This window comes from Vibrio sp. T11.5, assembly GCF_027587155.1.
Lineage (GTDB): Bacteria > Pseudomonadota > Gammaproteobacteria > Enterobacterales > Vibrionaceae > Vibrio > Vibrio neptunius.
Window position 1 is genome coordinate 1 of the sequence record NZ_JAPPTP010000015.1, and the last position, 18,028, is coordinate 18,028.

The 18,028-nt window shown below is 43.2% G+C and carries 14 protein-coding genes; 8 read left to right on the top strand and 6 right to left on the bottom strand.

Annotated elements, in window-relative coordinates:
• The 3 genes from OH455_RS15085 to OH455_RS15095 form a co-directional block, all read left to right on the top strand.
• Window positions 1–2,083: protein kinase domain-containing protein (locus OH455_RS15085; protein WP_269981969.1), on the top strand; the 2,083-nt coding region annotated here is incomplete at its 5' end.
• Between the two features lie 572 nt (window positions 2,084–2,655).
• The gene (locus OH455_RS15090) at window positions 2,656–3,207 is read left to right on the top strand and encodes a helix-turn-helix domain-containing protein (RefSeq protein ID WP_045974625.1); all 552 of its coding nucleotides are present in this window, start codon (window positions 2,656–2,658) and stop codon (window positions 3,205–3,207) included.
• Window positions 3,176–3,997: a VUT family protein gene (locus OH455_RS15095; RefSeq protein WP_269981970.1), complete on the top strand. Its 822-nt coding sequence runs from the start codon at window positions 3,176–3,178 to the stop codon at window positions 3,995–3,997. The genes OH455_RS15090 and OH455_RS15095 overlap by 32 nt, the downstream gene beginning before the upstream one ends.
• 69 nt (window positions 3,998–4,066) lie before the next feature.
• On the opposite strand, the gene OH455_RS15100 is transcribed toward OH455_RS15095, so the two are convergent.
• Window positions 4,067–4,849, bottom strand: a complete 783-nt coding sequence (locus tag OH455_RS15100) for a class I SAM-dependent methyltransferase (RefSeq protein WP_269981971.1) — start codon at window positions 4,847–4,849, stop codon at window positions 4,067–4,069.
• Between the two features lie 531 nt (window positions 4,850–5,380).
• Here OH455_RS15100 and OH455_RS15105 point away from each other — a divergent pair.
• Window positions 5,381–5,887, top strand: coding sequence for a hypothetical protein (locus OH455_RS15105; RefSeq protein WP_045974628.1), 507 nt, complete (start codon window positions 5,381–5,383; stop codon window positions 5,885–5,887).
• Window positions 5,888–5,940: 53 nt separating this feature from the next.
• On the opposite strand, the gene OH455_RS15110 is transcribed toward OH455_RS15105, so the two are convergent.
• From OH455_RS15110 to gltX, 3 genes are all read right to left on the bottom strand, one after another.
• Window positions 5,941–6,891: an OmpA family protein gene (locus OH455_RS15110; protein ID WP_269981972.1), complete on the bottom strand. Its 951-nt coding sequence runs from the start codon at window positions 6,889–6,891 to the stop codon at window positions 5,941–5,943.
• A 231-nt stretch (window positions 6,892–7,122) separates the two neighbouring features.
• Complete coding sequence (locus OH455_RS15115) at window positions 7,123–8,088, bottom strand: OmpA family protein (RefSeq protein ID WP_269981973.1); 966 nt, start codon at window positions 8,086–8,088, stop codon at window positions 7,123–7,125.
• A gap of 321 nt (window positions 8,089–8,409) precedes the next feature.
• Complete coding sequence (gene gltX, locus OH455_RS15120; protein ID WP_269981974.1) at window positions 8,410–9,837, bottom strand: glutamate--tRNA ligase; 1,428 nt, start codon at window positions 9,835–9,837, stop codon at window positions 8,410–8,412.
• Between the two features lie 435 nt (window positions 9,838–10,272).
• Between gltX and OH455_RS15125 the strand changes: the two genes are divergently transcribed.
• The 4 genes from OH455_RS15125 to OH455_RS15140 all read left to right on the top strand — a co-directional run bounded on the left by OH455_RS15125 (window position 10,273) and on the right by OH455_RS15140 (window position 16,007).
• Window positions 10,273–12,969, top strand: a complete 2,697-nt coding sequence (locus OH455_RS15125; protein WP_269981975.1) for a heavy metal translocating P-type ATPase — start codon at window positions 10,273–10,275, stop codon at window positions 12,967–12,969.
• Between the two features lie 8 nt (window positions 12,970–12,977).
• Window positions 12,978–13,418, top strand: a complete 441-nt coding sequence (locus OH455_RS15130) for a DUF411 domain-containing protein (protein WP_269981976.1) — start codon at window positions 12,978–12,980, stop codon at window positions 13,416–13,418.
• A gap of 306 nt (window positions 13,419–13,724) precedes the next feature.
• The gene (locus OH455_RS15135) at window positions 13,725–14,324 is read left to right on the top strand and encodes an outer membrane beta-barrel protein (RefSeq protein WP_269981977.1); all 600 of its coding nucleotides are present in this window, start codon (window positions 13,725–13,727) and stop codon (window positions 14,322–14,324) included.
• A gap of 192 nt (window positions 14,325–14,516) precedes the next feature.
• Entirely contained in the window at window positions 14,517–16,007 is a 1,491-nt protein-coding gene (locus tag OH455_RS15140; protein ID WP_269981978.1) for a winged helix-turn-helix domain-containing protein, read from the top strand.
• Window positions 16,008–16,058: 51 nt separating this feature from the next.
• Here the strand turns inward: OH455_RS15140 and hemH are convergent, their stop codons facing one another.
• Both hemH and adk read right to left on the bottom strand, forming a co-directional pair.
• Window positions 16,059–17,015 carry a ferrochelatase gene (gene hemH, locus OH455_RS15145; RefSeq protein ID WP_269981979.1) on the bottom strand — a complete coding sequence of 319 codons (957 nt, stop codon included), beginning with the start codon at window positions 17,013–17,015 and terminating at the stop codon, window positions 16,059–16,061.
• 133 nt (window positions 17,016–17,148) lie between these two features.
• Window positions 17,149–17,793, bottom strand: coding sequence for an adenylate kinase (gene adk, locus OH455_RS15150; protein ID WP_006957391.1), 645 nt, complete (start codon window positions 17,791–17,793; stop codon window positions 17,149–17,151).
• Window positions 17,794–18,028 lie beyond the last annotated feature (235 nt).

Genomic DNA, 18,028 nt, shown 5'->3' on the forward strand with positions numbered 1-18,028 from the left:
CTATCAGCCACACATTTCTGAAGTTGAAGTGATTGAGGATATCCAAGAGCCAGTTGATCTTTATGCTGTATTGGGAGCACCGGTCATTGTTGGTGAAGAAGACTTAAGCAAGCCGTTCGAACCAATCACGTCAACCCAAAAAGTTGATGGCATTGCTTCTCAAGAAAAAGAAGCGCTTGATACGTTGATTGAGCAATCAAAGCAATCCTCGTTGGTCGATGGAGACTCTACCGAGTTAAATATCGACCTCAGCAAAGTACTTGAAGGCTTAAAAGGTTTAGGTATGCCGTTGGAGGATGAGTATCAACCATACATTTCAGAAGTTGAAGTGATTGAGGACATTCAAGAGCCAGTTGATCTATATGCTGTGTTGGGCGCACCAGTCCTTGTTGGTGAAGAAGACCTAAGCAAGCCGTTCGCACCAATCATCTCAACCCAAAAAGTTGATGGCCTTGCGTCTATAGAGTTATTAAACGAACCTCTAGAAGAACAACCGCATTCTGCTCTGTTAGACTCCCTATATTCGGTAAAAGCAAAGATTGCGAGAGATGCCGATGCTGAGCAAGGTATATTAGCGATGCAAATGGGTAATGAATTTGAGGTCATTCAAGATAAACATATGCCATGGCTATGGGCTGCAAATCGAGAGACAGGCGAAGCAGGTTGGATCAACTTTGCTGATACAGAGTATACACAAAGAAGCTTAGATCTCTTTAAACGAAGAGACTTAGCTCAGCTAAAAGCAAAACAAGCCCGCGAAGCTGCATCGTTCACAGTAAAAGCCATTGGCTATTTTGACGCTGCTGCTTTCGAGGGCACTGAAGAAATTGAACGTCTGACGAATACCAAGGTCTTCTCCTTGGAAGAAGGCGAACAGTTTTACATCACGGACTACAGCGAAGATTGGTGGGAAGCGATTGACGCTCAAGGTAACACCGGGCTCGTCCCATCCAACCTAGTGGAAATTGTTGAAAAAATGACAGGGCTTGAGCATTCTGCTCTAGAAAGACATGCCTCTATCGTATCCCCAAAACATGTTGATCAATCTATGGGCTTAACCCATGTAGAACCAGATCTGATCAAAGGTACTGAGCTAAAGGCATCTAAGTACAAACTCGCTGATGAAAAAGACTTTTACTTTAGAGCTCGACTACTCAGCGAACTTCATGCACAAAATGCACAAATATTTGGGCAGAGTGCTGGCAGTTTAGAGGGTATTTACGCAGGGGTTGATTGGCATGTAGGGGACAAAATACAGAGTGGTGCTTTTGGTGCTATCTATCCGATTACCTTTACGTTGCCAAGTGGTAGCGCAGTGCAAATGGCCCTGAAAGTGATCTCCAGCTACAAGGTAGACATCAACAGCATTAACAATGAACTTGGCATGCTCAAAAAATTCAATGGTCACCCACGTTTTGTTTCATACTACGGTTCATACCAAACCAAAGAGGGAGATTACATCATCGCAATGGAGTTGATGGAAGGGGATGTTTTCGATGAGGCTATTCCATATACCTCAACAATGTTTGCTCAAGTCGTTGATGCTTTAGCGGAACTAAGAAAAGAAGGTATCTTCCATGGTGACATAAAAGCCGAGAACGTTTTGCATAAAAATGGGCAATATTACATGGCAGACCTAGGTGGTTCAAAACAAGCCTATTTCGGTGTTGAGCACCCTAACGTGGCGTTCACGTTGTTAACTAGTGCTCCGGAAATAGAACATGTTCCACATTTCGCGCTTACTCGCCAGAACTTAGCTCAAGAGAATCCTTATTTACTTGACCCATTTGCTGCCGATGTATTTTCTGCGGGTATGACACTTATGCTTAAGAAGCACGAGAAATTTGCCGCCGAAGTATGGAAAACTATTACCGATGAACGCGATACTTACGCCAGCGAACACGAAATGGATCGTATGTACAAAATGACGTTAATTCGTGAATTTACCGCGTTAGTGCAAGCTAAAGATGGCCGTATGGATGCAGAAGATACGCTTTTAGCTCAGATGGTTAAACCTAACCCTGAAGAGCGAATTACCGTTGCGGAGCTTCAACGAGCTCTACTCAAGCAGCGCCTAATGTAATCGATATCCATTTGAAATTCCGGCTTTCTATCCGGACATAAATCTCTGAGGGAAAGGACTCCCCCATTTTCAACGTCATCGAATCAAAAAATAACGACGTTCCAGCAAATTCCTCAATTTAAACCCCTCCTCCCCCTGAGCTAAACCATAATTATTTTGACGTAAGAAACTAACACTACAGTTGTCAGCAATGTCACCTCATTTCTAAGCATAAAAAAGCCCCTTTCCGCTCAAGAAAGAGGCACACCAACATAGCGTTACACAAGGGTCTATAATTGGGTTTCTAACCTAAAAGACTAACAGGCTATTTCCAATTCGAACATCGAAACCAAACCAACTTGCTCAGATATTCATTGTACGTTGCATTTCAAGTCATTAACGGCATCATGGCCCCTCATTGCTTGGATAACATCGCATAGCGCAACTATGAATAATCCAATACTAAATCTTGAGGTTTTCGACAGAAAAAGTTTAATATATGAATCACTTTATTGTCAAAAGTGAAACTTTTTTCAACAAAAAATAATCTCATACTGTGTAACAGTTCATAAAACACTATTCGGAGAAGTATATTGAAAGATGTCAGCACTATCGGCGGGCGATTAAAGGAAATTCTTTTTGTTAAAGGCGTTTCTGCAGCTGAGCTATGTAGAAAAGTGGGTATAGAGAGAGGCTATATGAGTAAGCTTCTTAATAACAAAATTAAAAACCCGCATAAGAATATGACCCAAATAGCGAAAGCACTTAATGTATCCTACGAATGGCTGATGACAGGTGTTGAACGCAATGGTACCTATGAGCGAGATTACGATGTAGAAGGTATAGTTAATTCTAAGCTTCAAAAGATTGGTTTTTTTGAAACTGGTATGCCAATATCCAAGTTCCACAAGCTTATATATAATGATGAGTCCATCAATATAATTAGCACTAAGAAACTTGGTGCCGGAAACTATTTATTTCAAAGCGGTGAAGACATTATCGAGTTATTTAGAGTTGATAATTTTATAAATTTAACTTGGTATCCTCACGAACCTGAAAAAGATTACATCCCAATTGGCAAGGTTATCACTAAAATCAGTAAGGAACATATCAATGACAAGAAGCTTAAACTTGTTGAAGGTTGAGAATGGCTTAATATATTACACAAATGAAGATAACGACTACGTCTTGAGTTCGCCAGCTAGAGGGCTGATTAACAAAGGTCTTGTTGTATTTTTCAAAAAGGAACATCGAGACTTAATCCACGCCATGGACCCCATGACCAAGTTTGATATTAAATGGTACGGGTTCCTCACTGCGCTTTACCTTGCTTCACTATTAGTTGCAGTTCCTATGTCACCTCACAGCGTTGAAATATTCGGCACTTGGCAACCAGCGGGGATTTTAATTTTTCCGTTAACATTCTTGGTCCTCGATACTATTAATGCAACATTGAGATATGAGTATGCAAAATCTACCACCTATTTTGGTGCAGGCATGTGCGCATTGGCATCAGGATTAATAGCGCTAACTTTTTCTATTTTTGATATTCAATCTCCTTATAAAGAAGTCTTTGAACCACTTATTTATTTATACCTAATTAACAGTCTATGTATTCTATCAGCCGATCAAGCAAACAACTTTATTTTTAGAAAACTCAGTATAAAACTGCATAAAGCACCTATTTGGGCACGTTCTATTATTTCAAGCACAATTGGTCAGGCGCTGTATACGGTCATTTGGATCGGATTATTCTTTAATTCTTCCACATCGTTAAATTTACTACAGAAAATTGCTGATAATTATCTATTTAAGGTCGGTTACGCTGTCGCTCTTCTCCCTATTCTCTACGCTCTCGTGTTTACCTACAATACCCTAAAAGTAAAGAAACAGCATGACTTTGCTAAGTTAGATGAAGACTCAAAGTACGCATAATTAACACACCTCTATATAACAAAAGCTCGGCTGACCTCTCCGAGCTTTTGTTATGGTAGATAAAATCACTTACCTCTTTTCTGCCTTGCCAAAACTCGCGATCAGCCTAAAGATACAGACATCAAAAATCTCACGGCTCTGCGTGATTTCTTCTATAAAATCTTCGAGATCGACAGCGAAGGACGAAGGGAGCGGTAGTGTGTAACTTGAGGCTAAGGTATACACTTTGTATGCCCCTGACATGAAGAACTTTTTAAACTCTTCACCAGTGAAAACATACTCAAATTCTCTAGGTGTGATTGAATTTACGCTGAATCCTCTCGACTCAAACATTTCTCTGTATTCCTCTGGACTTTCCAAATGCATACAGGGCATACAAAAATTTTGGCCAAGTTGTGGATAGTAATCACGGAAAAACTCCGCCATCATATCAATGACCTGAGGACACCACTTCTGCTTATAAGGTGTTTGCAGAACAAAAATACCATTCACATTGAGCGCATCCTTAATGGTAGAAAGAGCGGAGTCATAATCTTGATACCACTGGAACGATGAATTTGATGTGATGACATCAAAGTTGAGTTCCGTAGTGAACTGACGAACATCTGCATGTTCGAACTGAACTGGACTATCGGGGTATAACTGATGTGCTTGCTCAAGCATTTCCTTCGAAGCATCTATAGCCACCATTGCCTGAGGATTCGAATGTGCCAGTATAAGGTGAGAGACTTTCCCGGAACCACAACCAATATCAAGCAAGCGCCCTACCTGTGTTGGTAAATGCTGAATTAACTCTTTCGCTGCATCAAACTGAACGATGCCATTGCTATGGTATTCTTTATTGTAATTCATAAGTGGTGGCTCTCGATTTCAAGCAGGTGATGATAATCTAAAAGTGCCTATACCGCAGCTCTAGACACCTCAAAAATTAAACAAGTTGTATATCATTTTCTTAACGAAGAACGGATTCTAGTTCTTGCGCCTATTTTAACAAGTATTTCTATTCAGCTACCAAAGTTCAGGTGAATGCAAAACTTCAACACATTTTGGTCTACCAGATGTAGACCCCTAACCTAGGCCTGTTAACGACGGTGCTAACCAGCCTTGAGGCGAGGCAACGGGTGCGGCGGCATCAAACCGGATGATGCTGCAAGATGAAATCCTACCCGTGAGTAAACTTTGAAACTAGAGACGCTTAGGCCTTCCGAGCTGACCTTCTATGTCAGCAATAGAATATGAGCCGATATCATAAACATATCATTGCGATATCAAGACCCGACCATAGTACTTCTTCAAATCGATTCTATGGCTGAAAATCAAGGCTTCAACAATTGAGGACATTCAACTAAAATAGTTATTAACAAAACTATTTATAAGAAGTTGATGAAGAAAAGTAACTTGACCACTAACACTGGTCATCGCTTTATATCTAAAGCTAAGACTGCGTTTAAAATTCATATTCATACACCTGATGATACGGTACTCCACCGCTCAGTCGGCTATGTGAGAATTGGTGATAAGAAGGGGTTAAAGAAAGCCATTAAACTTCGCAATGAACTGGGCAGTGCTATGTGGGGTAAGTTTTGGCGCAAGTTACTCAAAGACCCTTACTTAATGACCCGCCTTCCCCACTCGGTAGAACCCAAAATCATTTTCAAACCTCGTCCCACCAAAACTGATCCAAACGCCAAAGATGAGTGCTACATCGCCGCTTGGCGCAACTACGACGAAGAAGGAAAATTGATCTACAAAAGCGTGGTATGTTCAATAAAAAAACATGGACGACTTGCGGCTTACACTAAGACCAAAAAAGCACTGCTGGAGGCCAATAAAGACAATTTGGAAATCCTCGAGTTCATGGGCCGCCTCAACAGCATCGACCTGAAATAAAAAACACCCCTGACTCTCATCAGAGGTGTTCCAAAGTGCAATTCAAAAAGTCGTTATTGGGCCTGATACTCGAAGGCTGGCACCATAATTTCTACACGTCGGTTTTGCTCACGACCTTCTCTCGTTTCGTTAGAAGCAATCGGATTATTTTCTCCTTCACCACGCGCCGTAATTCTTGAGGAATCAATCCCTTGTTCTTGTAGCACTTCAGCCACCGATTGAGCACGTTTTTCAGAAAGTTTCTGGTTATATGATGCTGAACCGCTAGAGTCAGTATAACCGACAACTTCAACAGTAGACTGAGGGAATTTCGTCATAAAGGTGACCAAATCGGCCAGCATTGTTTTGCTTTGTGGTTTCAACTCTGCACTGTTTAGTGCAAAACTGCTGGAATCCACAACTTTGGTTTCAAACGTCTGGATAATTGGCTCAACGACAACGACTTCCTCAACCATCAATTCTTCTTCCACTGGTTGCTCTACTGCTTCATCACTACCACCAAATTTTGCTATAAAGCCAAGCGTCAATGCGTTGCCTTTAAAGCGATGAGTATCAACGTTAATATCTGTTAAACGTTGGTATTCAAGTTGAAAATCAATGGTTGGCATAAAGGAGTACGTGATACCCAAAGCACCAAGTAGCGAACTGTCATCTTTGTCGCCGTACTCAACATACGCACCACCTAGTTTCGCAAAAGCATCCAATCTTTCCGCTATAGGCATGGTCAATCGAGGGGCAAAAGAATAAGAGCTCAAACCCGCGTCAGTGTACCCATATCCCGTGGTTTCGCCCAAGGTATCTAGCCCTATTTCAAGGCTGATCATATCACTAAACTCATAACCAGCGAATGAACCTAAAGCCCAAGAGCTGTCATCACACGGGCCTGTAGAACAAGAGTCATTGAGCCAAGATGCCCCGGCTTTTGCACCTAAGTAGAACTGAGCGTTCGCCGATGCGGATGCAAGAAGAAGTGTAGTAGAAATGACCGCTGCTAATTTTTTCATTATGTTGTCCTTATTACTCTCAACGCGTAAACGCCGCAACTAACATTCCACACTATAACAATCAATAAGTTACAGTATGGCCACACTAACAGTACACCTTGGTACATAAAATGTACAAATAGGTTTGTAGACTGATTTCACTTTTTGGGGGTTAACGAGTAACATTCTCATAAATATGACAAAGCCCTGTTGATTCAGGGCTTTGAATAACTCTTTTTGTGCGCCGTGCAGTTAAGGCTGAACTTGATACTCAAACTCATTCATTGTGACTTCCGCCCGGCGATTCTTGATACGTCCTTCACGAGTTTGATTGGATGCGACTGGATTCGCTTCACCTGCACCTTCTACATGTATGCGTGAGTGGTTTACACCATAGTTTTCAATGATATCCGCGACAGACTGAGCACGCAGCTCAGACAGTTTTTGATTGTATGCAGCGGGGCCACTGGTGTCCGTGTAGCCAACCACATCAACGGTCGCTTGTGGATAATCACTCATGAATGAAGCAACTTCTTGCAATGCGATTTCACTTTCCGGTGTTAGTTCTGAGCTATCGAATTTAAAGCTAACCGAATATACCACTTCGGACTCATAGGTTTGGAGCAATGGCTTAACTATGACCGTTTCTTCTACCACTTCTTCTACCAGCATTTCTTCTTGTGCTGGCGTCTCCGCACGCTGACCGCTACTGCCAAATTTTGTAGTGAAACCCAATGTAAACGCATTACCAGCAATACTATGCGTGTCAATATCAATATCCGTTAAGCGCTGATACTCTAACTGAATATCAATGTTGGGCAGCAAACTGTAACTCAGACCGACACCCGCAACAAAAGAACTGTCGCTCTTGTCACCATATTCCACATATGCACCACCAGCTTTGGCAAATGCATCAATATTCTCAGTTAAAGGTAAGCTGAAACGAGGCGCCAAAGAATACGACACCAAGCCTGCGTCTTGATAGCCTGACCCCGTCGTTTCACCGAGCGTATCTAGGCCTGCTTCAAGCGCTAAGTAGTCGTTAAACTCATAGCCGAAAAATGAACCCAGAGCCCAAGAGTTATCATCACATTCACCTGTTGTGCACAAATCATCTACCCAGCTACCCCCTGCTTTGGCACCCAGATAAAACTGCGCATTAACCGACGCCGATGCGAGAAGAAGTGTGCCAGAAACTACCGCTGCTATTTTTTTCATTTTTGATACCTTATTGATAGATGCTAGATTCGCCACGCTATAGGCAATCCGCTGACAAACAAATAGATACACGTATTACCGTACAGATGGTCGGACACTACACCCCAAAAAGATAAATAACAAATAACTTTGTTAATTTTTATTTAAATTCATATATTTAGATAATCACCTCTCGTATCAGAGTATTGTAGACGGGTAAATGGAACGGCAGTCACAACCTGGTTAAGGAGTTATATCGACGTTTAAAGTTTTTAAACAATATGAAGACATAAAAAAACCGTAGCCTTAAGCTACGGTTTATATTCTTGATTGTGTTTTTTATTATGCGTTAGCTTCACGCTCTGCAATAAACGCAATCGCCATCTTGATACGAGCAATAACGCGCTCTTTACCTACAAGCTCCATGACAGCATCAACAGAAGGAGACTGGCCGCCACCTGTTACTGAAACACGCAGTGGCATACCAATTTTACCCATACCGATGTCTAGCTCTTCACAAACGGCTGCGATGACGCCATCTTTGATGTTCGCTGTTGTCCACTCTTCTAGCGCTTCAACTTTTGCTAAAGCCAACTCTAGCGGGCCTTTGGCGACACCACGCAGATGCTTCTTAGCGGCGCCAGCTTCAAACTCAGAGAAATCTTCGTAGAAATAGCGGATTTGCTCTGCAAGCTCTACAAGTGTGTTACAACGCTCACCCACAAGCTTGATCACTTCTGTGATTGCAGGGCCATTTTCAATGTTTAGATTCTGGTTATCTAGGTGCCATTGTAGGTGCTCAGCCACGTACTCAGGAGCCGAAGTCTTGATGTAGTGATTATTCAACCAAAGTAGCTTTTCAGTGTTAAACGCTGACGCTGACTTAGAGATAGCATCTAGAGTGAATAGGTTGATCATCTCTTCTTGAGAGAAGATCTCTTGATCACCATGAGACCAGCCAAGACGCACTAGGTAATTGTTTAGTGCATTTGGTAGATAACCTTCATCGCGGTATTGCATCACTGATACTGCGCCGTGACGCTTAGACAGTTTTGCGCCATCATCGCCTAGGATCATTGCACAGTGCGCGAATGTAGGGACAGGCGCACCTAACGCTTCATAAATGTTGATTTGACGAGGCGTATTGTTGATGTGGTCTTCACCGCGAACAACATGTGTAATACCCATATCCCAATCATCCACAACCACAACGAAGTTGTAAGTTGGAGCACCATCAGTACGGCGAATGATAAGATCATCTAGCTGGCTGTTTGCGATTTCAATGCGACCACGGATCTGATCATCGAATACCACACTACCTTCTTTCGGGTTACGGAAACGGATAACAAACGAATCGCCTTCTTTCGCTTCTGCATTGGCAGCCAAAACTTTCGGGTGTTCAGCATCGTAACGCGGCATCTCTTTTGCTGCTTCTTGTTCAGCACGGATTTCGTCTAGTAGCTCTTTTGAAGCATAACATTTGTAGGCTTTGTCTTCTTCGAGTAGTTTGTCAACCATCTCGTTGTAACGATCGAAACGCTTAGATTGGAAGTAAGGGCCTTCATTCCACTCAAGCCCCATCCACTGCATCCCTTCAAGAATCGCATCGACTGCCTCCTGAGAGTTACGTTCTAAGTCAGTATCTTCAATACGCAGAACGAATTCGCCGCCTTGGTTTTTAGCAAAAAGCCAAGAGTAAAGTGCAGTACGCGCACCACCAACGTGAAGGTAGCCAGTAGGGCTAGGAGCAAAACGAGTTTTAACCGTCATGTAAAATACCTTGATTTGTCTAGATGACTACACCAATCATTAGAATCTATGAATGGTGCCAAAATTGCGCGTATTTTAGCACCGATGTACAAATCTACAATCCGTCTTATACAGAATTCACGGTTGATTGAGATGTTTTCTGGCCGTGAAATAAACCTTTGCCTTGATTGCCACTTTATGGATAGAAACACGCGTTGCACAAACTGTACTCTACGTCGCATCTGCGACCAGTAGTCGTCGATAGCAGGAAGGATAACGTCCGTTAAGAGCAATATAATTATAGATAAACAATAGAAATACATCGTAAGCGAAACCATAGCGAACTCGGCTATCTCGTCAGTTTTGACATTTTGGTAGTTCTTCATTGACAGTGCTTGACCTTCCCCTTGAGGTAAGGTTTATTCTCAGCAACAGTTCATCGTTGAGGGTTATGTTATGCGTCAGTTCGATATTCCACTATCAGGTTTAAGTTGCATGGGTTGCGCGCGAAAAGTTGAGCGAGAGCTTACCTCTCAGCATCAAGTCAACATCCATGATTTAACGCCACAACGTGTCACACTGGATAGCGACAGCCGCTTTGCAGATTTAGAACTGTCGATTCAATCTCTGGGGTATCAGGCGGGTCATCAGTATCAGTTCGACCTATCAGGACTAAGCTGCGGTAAATGTGTGGTCAAACTTGAGTCCGCTTTAAAAGAAAGTAACGATATTGGCCAATTTGATGTATCGAAAATCAGGCTTTCTCTTTCGACGTTACTCACACAGCAACAAGTGAAAGATCTTGTCGCCTCTCTCGGTTATCAGGCCAGAGAGCCTGAGGCAGAAATAAAAGAGCCAACGGCTCAACCACAAAAAATCACTCAACCAAAATCGCACCTTCCCTCTTCCAATCACAAAGAAACACTTCATTTTTTGATTTCAGGGATGACTTGTGCCAGTTGTGTGGCGTCTGTTGAACGAGCACTGACCCAGGTAGAAGGCATAGCCAAAGCTCAAGTTAATCTCGCGGAACAAAGTGCCTTAGTTTTCAGTACCTATAAAGACAACAAAACCATTAGCGCTATAACCAATGCAGTAAAAGAAGCAGGCTATCAGGCTGAAATTGTTGACGATCCAGCAACACAACAAGAGAAGCAACAGGCCCATCAAATGGCCGTGCAAGCTCATCATCAGAAAAGTGCGTGGGCAGGTATTGCCATCGGCGTACCACTCATGCTTTGGGGTGTGTTGGGTGGCAATATGATGATCCGTACCAGTCAGGATCAGTTAATTTGGGGCGTCGTTGGGATTATTTGTTTCTGGCTTCTTGCTACCGCGGGAAAAAGCTTCTTCTCCAACGCTTGGCAAGCTCTTACTCACAAGCGTGCAACCATGGACACTCTCGTTGCGTTGGGTACGGGTGCAGCTTGGCTGTTCTCAATGTTAGTTGTGACGTTCCCAGATTGGTTTCCACCAGCATCACGTCATGTTTACTTTGAAGCCAGCGCGATGATTGTCGGTCTGATTTCTTTAGGCCACTACATTGAGGCAAGAGCGAAGGCCAAAACCACTCGTTCCTTGCAGGCTTTGATCAACCTTCAGCCCAATGAAGCTGTGTTGATTACCGAATCTGGCGACCAAGTGATTGCCATTGACCAAATAATAGAAGGCATGCAACTGCGAATCAAACCCGGTGAAAAAGCCCCTATCGATGGACACGTCGTTTCAGGTGAGTCTTACCTAGATGAATCTATGCTTACTGGCGAACCTGTCCCCGTCTATAAACAATGTGGCGATATGATTTCTGCAGGTACGTTAAATCAGGATGGCAGCTTAGTCATTAAAGCAACAGGAGTGGGTAGCAATACCATGCTGTCGCGCATTATTACCATGGTACGGGAAGCGCAAAGCAGCAAACCCGCCATCGCCAAACTGGCGGATCAAATTTCGGCTGTCTTTGTCCCTGTCGTTGTCGCCATTGCACTGTTCTCTGCCCTAATGTGGTTTATGGTTGGCCCTGACCCGAAAGCAAGCTACATGTTGGTCGTTACCACCACTGTACTGATCATTGCTTGTCCGTGTGCGCTAGGCTTAGCAACCCCACTGTCGGTGACTGTTGGTATTGGTAAAGCCGCTGAAATGGGGATCTTAATCAAAGATGCAGATGTGCTTCAATCTGCAAGCAATATCGATACGGTTGTATTTGATAAGACAGGCACATTAACCCAGGGAAAGCCTGACGTTCAGCATATCTTCGCTCTTAATCAGGACGATAAACGACTGCTAACCGCAGCGGCTAGCGTGGAGCAATATTCAGAGCATCCTCTAGCAAAAGCCATCGTCACGCATGCTCAAGAGCATCAGCTTAGTTTGGGCGAAGTTCGCGATTTCAATAACATGCGCGGCATGGGAGTGACTGGTGTTTTAGAAAATGAAAGTATCGCGGTGGTTTCTTTACCTTATGCTCAAAAACAAGAGCTCGAGCTTGAAGGACTTGAACAAGAACTGCAGCGCTGCGCAAATAATGCTTGGACCCCAGTGATTGTCGTTCAGCAAAATCAGGTATCAGGTTTAATCGCCATCGCCGACCCGATTAAACAAGATGCGAAGCAAGCGGTGGCTGCCCTACGCTCTATGCAAATTACTCCGGTCATGTTAACTGGTGACAACCAGCATGTTGCTAATGCGATAGCTCAACAACTTGGGATCGAACAAGTGATATCTCAAGTACTGCCAGATGAAAAAGCGGGTCATGTGGCTCAAATTCAGGCAAACGGCAAGCGGGTTGCAATGATTGGTGATGGAGTCAACGATGCTCCCGCTCTCGCGCTGGCAGATATTGGTATCGCTATGGGTAGTGGTAGCGACGTCGCAATTGAAAGCGCGCAAATGACCTTACTTAACTCATCACCGCTGGCCGTTGTTAAAGCCATCGAACTTTCCAAAGCAACGATTAAAAACATGAAGCAGAATTTATTCGGTGCGTTCATTTATAACTCTTTAGGTATTCCAATCGCAGCTGGCGTACTGTACCCAGCATTCGGATTTTTGCTCAGCCCAGTCGTCGCTGGCGCAGCAATGGCACTCTCATCAATCACAGTCGTGAGCAATGCCAACCGATTAAGACTTTTTAAATCTTCGATTCGTTCATAGAGGTGTGTATGAAAACTCAAGTTATTTCCTTTACGTCCCTTCTTTTACTGTCCGGTCACGCACTGGCGGCAGACGTGCTCAACCACAAATCACCCTACTGTGGATGCTGTACAGAATGGACTAAACACATGCAGGAAGCTGGATTCACGGTTGAAGAAAAATTGCACGATGATATGAATCCAATAAAACAAAAGCTGGGCATAAAGCCACAATTGGCCTCATGCCACACTGCTGAGATTAACGGCTTTGTCTTTGAGGGGCACGTTCCGGCACAGGATATCAAAGCATTTTTAGAGAACCGGCCTAAAAATGCTAAAGGTTTAGCCGTTCCTGGCATGCCGATGGGCTCACCTGGTATGGAATACGGCAATGAAAAAGACGCCTATTCTGTTTATGCGTTTAACGAACAAGGTCAGGTATTCGAATACCGCTCTTACCCTGGAAATTAGTAATAACCATTTCTGTTGATGCTTTTATATTTTTAAGCGCCTGACTTTTTCAGGCGCCTCCACTTTTCACACCCCAAAACAAACCTTAATTATCAAACAGTTAGATGAAAAATGTATTTCTATTCAACTATTTGTAAATTTATTTTTCGCCTCTTTCAACATCCTCAGTTAACTTCCCTCCGGCGAAAAAGCGAGCATACGTGACGCATTTCTAATATTGCGGCTAATTGATGGTAACCACTGTTCCTCATCAAATCGGCCCAAGCAATCACAACTCAATACAAACCATTATTTGAGCGTAAAACGATGAAAAAAACTCTACTTGTTGCAGCATCAGCTGCACTAATTTCAATGCCTTCACTTGCTAATGAAAACTATATTGCAGTTGAACTAGGCCTTGGCTCTTACACCACGTCTGGCCAAGATGCCAACTCAGATGTTATCAATGACGATACGGGTTTTTTAAGCCTTAAAGCTGGCCATTATTTTAGCGATAACATCCGTGCTTATGGGTACCTTCAAGCTGGTGCAGAATCTACCATCGAGTACCAAAACATCTTTGGCTATACCTATGCTAAGTCTAGTATTACCACTCATGAGTTTGGTGCAGGTGCTGATTATCTTCACAACCTAACAGACAAGTTCTACCTTCTAGCTGGTGGTAACCTAGGTATTTATAACAGTACCTATGAAGTCTCTGAGTTTGGTCTTTCAAAAGACAGTACCAACACGGGTTTAGCAGCTGGCGTAAACTTAGGTATGGGTTACAACTTTACGGATAACTTTAGTATGGAACTCGGCTACCGACACAGCCGTTTCTTCGGAAACGATCACGAGGTTGGTGTCATTAAGCTGAGTGTGGATGCTTCAAACACTGGTTACCTAAACGCTAGCTACTCTTTCTAAGCTAACGCTATCAGGTGTGGTTGTACTCTCCACACCTGAATTTCCTGCCTCTATCACTTAAAATTAAACAATCTCGGTTCAAGTTCTCACTTTTGAGACGCCCAACATCACGTTCAGCACTTATAAGCAACCTTGGTATTGCGGTAGAATTCGCGTCCTCTGTTCAATCACGACGTACTTCGATAGCACTGCATGAATCTACTTGAAAAAGCCAAATCAGAACAATGTAATATTGCTATTGCAGATCTTACCTATAATCCAGTGGATAAAACTCTCCATTCGAAACAAGGAGAAATATCACTTGAACCAAGAAACTTGGCGTTACTGGAAATTTTACTCACAAACGTTGGAAACCCAACGTCAATTGAAGAATTTATAGAGTCGGTCTGGGAAAGTCAGTACATTTCCAAAAATGTAGTCACCAACAGAATTAGCCTATTACGTAACCTCTTCCGTGAACACTCTGAAGAAGCCGATCCATCTAAGATCATCATCACTTACCCAAAACGGGGCTATTACATTCCAGAAAGCGGCGTTCAGCTTGTGGCAAAAACATCGGACTCGAACAAAGCACCTCAAACAGCCAACAAAATCGTTGAAAAAAAACAAACAGCGCTACGCTATTTTTCTTGGAGTTTAAACTTGATATTGAGTGTTATCGCAGTAGTGTTCGCGATCCACACTTGGTCTCACTTTGAAGAAGACAAGAAAAGTAATACTCTGCATATCCCTCAGGTTAGGCTGCTTCTCGATAGTATCAACCATGAAGAGCAGAGCTTGAACCGGATAGTACTCAAATTAAAAGCGCTAATCTTGCATTCTCAAAGTTGCTCTCCGTATATTCACCTATCGAATATGAGTTCGCCAACCTACTACCTGCACAGTCTAAGCGAACATGACAATTTCCCCGGTTCAGAAGCCTTCTATGACGCAGACTACACGCTGAACTTTAACTTGTGGGAAGAGGCCAACGGAGTATTGAACTTGGAGAGCCTTCTTCATCACTCTGCGTCAGGCCGTGTCGCATGGCGCAAAATATATCAACTGAATCCACCCTATTTGGCTGCCACGATTAACCAGCTTAATGTGGATTTGAGTGAGTACTTCAAGCTCCCGCAGCCAATAAAGCCGTTAGCCTCAAAGTTGTCTAGCCAAATTGAGCCTGTATCAGAACTGCCCCTTGAACAACTGCTCTCACGCCAGCTCTCTGGGGTTGAAGTCCTGTTTTATACTCGAGAATTACTTTTTACTCACCAATCTAGCGATGGATTAAAGCGTTGGATAAAAAAGGTGAGGAAGCAAACTCCCACTCCCCCACCCGATCTGCATATGCTATTAGCACTCCTAACTTATCGTTCGGGTGAAGTTGAACGCAGTTTACGAATGCTTCAAAGAGAGTATGTGACCGAGATACCAGAAAATGCACTGGTTTTGCTATTGCAAGCCAACATCAACAGAAAGATAGGCAACAAACAAATGTATGTCGCCCACTATCTCAAAGCTATTTCTGCACTCACCAGTACCATTGAAGCCGATCATATCCTTCAACATTACTCTAATTCCGACAGGCAACAGTCATGCCTTAACCTATGGGGTAAGGCGCTAAAGGGCGTCAAATATATTCAGGAACCACAATCTGTTTTATGGAAGGGGGTTGAACGATTCTGCCAACCCTACGATTGATCATTGAAAAAATCCACCTCATAAGGTAGATTTTTTATCAATCTCGTCAGCTTAACGACCTATCAACTCACGCATCATCTGAATGTGAAGGTCATCATCGTTTAAGCAAGGTATAAAATTAAAGTTCTCTCCACCATGATCAATAAAAATTTCCTGACATTGCTCAGAGATTTCTTCCAGAGTTTCAAGACAATCGGCCGAAAATGCTGGCGTGAGAATATCCAGATTCTTAATGCCTTTTGCAGGTAGCTGCTCCAGCGTTTTATCAGTATATGGCTTCAGCCACTCTTCACGACCAAAACGAGATTGATAAGTCATGCCCATCTGGTCTTCGCTCAAACCTAATTCCAGTCGTAACAATTCTGTGGTCGCTTCACAGTGCTTGGGATAGATATCCCCGCTATCTGCGTATCGCTGAGGAATGCCATGGTATGAACACAGCAAGTATTCACCACGTCCTTTTTCTGCCCAAGAGCGCCTTACACTCTCTGCCAAGGCTTTAATGTAAGTTGGATGGTCATGATAGTCGCGGAGTAGTTTATACCCAGGCATCACTGGAATATTTTTAAATGCTTTCGTTAAACCATCTGATACGGCTGCAGTGGTTGTGCCCGAGTATTGTGGGTACAGTGGCAGTACAATGACCTCTTCCACGCCTTTTGCTATTAAGGACTCAATCCCTAACTGGAGGCTTGGACTGCCATAAGTCATGCCGAGTTCGACTGGAATATCGATAGATTTGGCCAGTTTCTCCGCTTGGCGTTTAGAGTAAACCATGAGAGGCGAGCCCTCATCCATCCAAACACTTTCGTACAACTTGGCAACTTTTGGTGAGCGAATAGGCAAAATGACGCCATGTAGAATCGGACACCATAACCAACGTGTCATATCTACAACACGTTGGTCATGCAAGAACTGACTGAGAAAACGCTTTACTTCGGAAGCTGTCGGTGCTTTTGGTGTACCTAGGTTAACCAGTAGCACACCTTGTTTTTTATTGTTTTGCATAGGACCCTATCGACACTTTAAAAGAGGCTGTACGTTGAAAACTTCTAGATCGATCAATATGTAGCGATAAAAAAAGCGACCCTTCAGGGTCGCTTCTACTATATCAAACTTTTAATTTCTGCCGTTAGCAAAATTAAGCTAGTGCTTTCTCAATATCAGCGCTTACTTCTGCGACTTGTTTAGTACCATCGAACTTAAGGTACTTGGTGTTACCTGCTGCCGCTTCTTTGCCGTAATAATCGATAAGCGGTGCAGTTTGCTCATGGTAAACACCCAAGCGTGCACGAACAGTTTCTTCTTTGTCATCATCACGAACAACCAGATCTTCACCTGTCACGTCGTCTTTGCCTTCGACTTTCGGCGGGTTGTACACTACGTGGTAAGTACGGCCAGAAGGTAGGTGAGCACGACGACCAGCCATGCGTTCAACGATAACGTCATCAGCAACGTCAAATTCAATAACGTAATCGACATCAACGCCCATCTCTTTCAGACCATCAGCCTGAGGAATCGTGCGCGGGAAACCATCTAGTAGGAAACCTTTTTCACAGTCATCTTGAGCAATTCGCTCTTTGATTAGACCTAGGATAATTTCATCAGAAACTAGCTGACCAGCATCGATAACAGCTTTAGCTTGTTTACCAAGCTCTGTACCTGCTTTGATAGCAGCACGTAGCATGTCACCAGTAGAGATTTGCGGAACACCGTATTTTTCCATGATGAAATTTGCTTGTGTGCCTTTACCTGCACCTGGAGCACCTAGAAGAATGATGCGCATGTTGAGTCCTCTTAAGATAATAATGATTTATACCGAAGCTCACTATGGTGTTTATAACAAACAACAGCCTTAGCTCACGGTAAGTTTCGGTATAACTGTTCTTTCAATTGACAATAAAACAGGCGTGCACATTACACGCCTGCTCACTTTGTTTCAAGATTGCATTCTACCACACAATCTGTTCGCGTAGCGCAGCTTAAGACTAAAGAATGCTTAAACACTCACATTAAGCTGC

Bases quoted from the DNA above. Each gene is read 5' to 3' on its own strand.
- OH455_RS15095 (WP_269981970.1), top strand. From the start codon at position 3,176: ATGACAAGAAGCTTAAACTTGTTGAAGGTTGAGAATGGCTTAATATAT.
- OH455_RS15100 (WP_269981971.1), bottom strand. From the start codon at position 4,849: ATGAATTACAATAAAGAATACCATAGCAATGGCATCGTTCAGTTTGAT.
- OH455_RS15105 (WP_045974628.1), top strand. From the start codon at position 5,381: ATGAAGAAAAGTAACTTGACCACTAACACTGGTCATCGCTTTATATCT.
- OH455_RS15110 (WP_269981972.1), bottom strand. From the start codon at position 6,891: ATGAAAAAATTAGCAGCGGTCATTTCTACTACACTTCTTCTTGCATCC.
- OH455_RS15115 (WP_269981973.1), bottom strand. From the start codon at position 8,088: ATGAAAAAAATAGCAGCGGTAGTTTCTGGCACACTTCTTCTCGCATCG.
- gltX (WP_269981974.1), bottom strand. From the start codon at position 9,837: ATGACGGTTAAAACTCGTTTTGCTCCTAGCCCTACTGGCTACCTTCAC.
- OH455_RS15125 (WP_269981975.1), top strand. From the start codon at position 10,273: ATGCGTCAGTTCGATATTCCACTATCAGGTTTAAGTTGCATGGGTTGC.
- OH455_RS15130 (WP_269981976.1), top strand. From the start codon at position 12,978: ATGAAAACTCAAGTTATTTCCTTTACGTCCCTTCTTTTACTGTCCGGT.
- OH455_RS15135 (WP_269981977.1), top strand. From the start codon at position 13,725: ATGAAAAAAACTCTACTTGTTGCAGCATCAGCTGCACTAATTTCAATG.
- OH455_RS15140 (WP_269981978.1), top strand. From the start codon at position 14,517: ATGAATCTACTTGAAAAAGCCAAATCAGAACAATGTAATATTGCTATT.
- hemH (WP_269981979.1), bottom strand. From the start codon at position 17,015: ATGCAAAACAATAAAAAACAAGGTGTGCTACTGGTTAACCTAGGTACA.
- adk (WP_006957391.1), bottom strand. From the start codon at position 17,793: ATGCGCATCATTCTTCTAGGTGCTCCAGGTGCAGGTAAAGGCACACAA.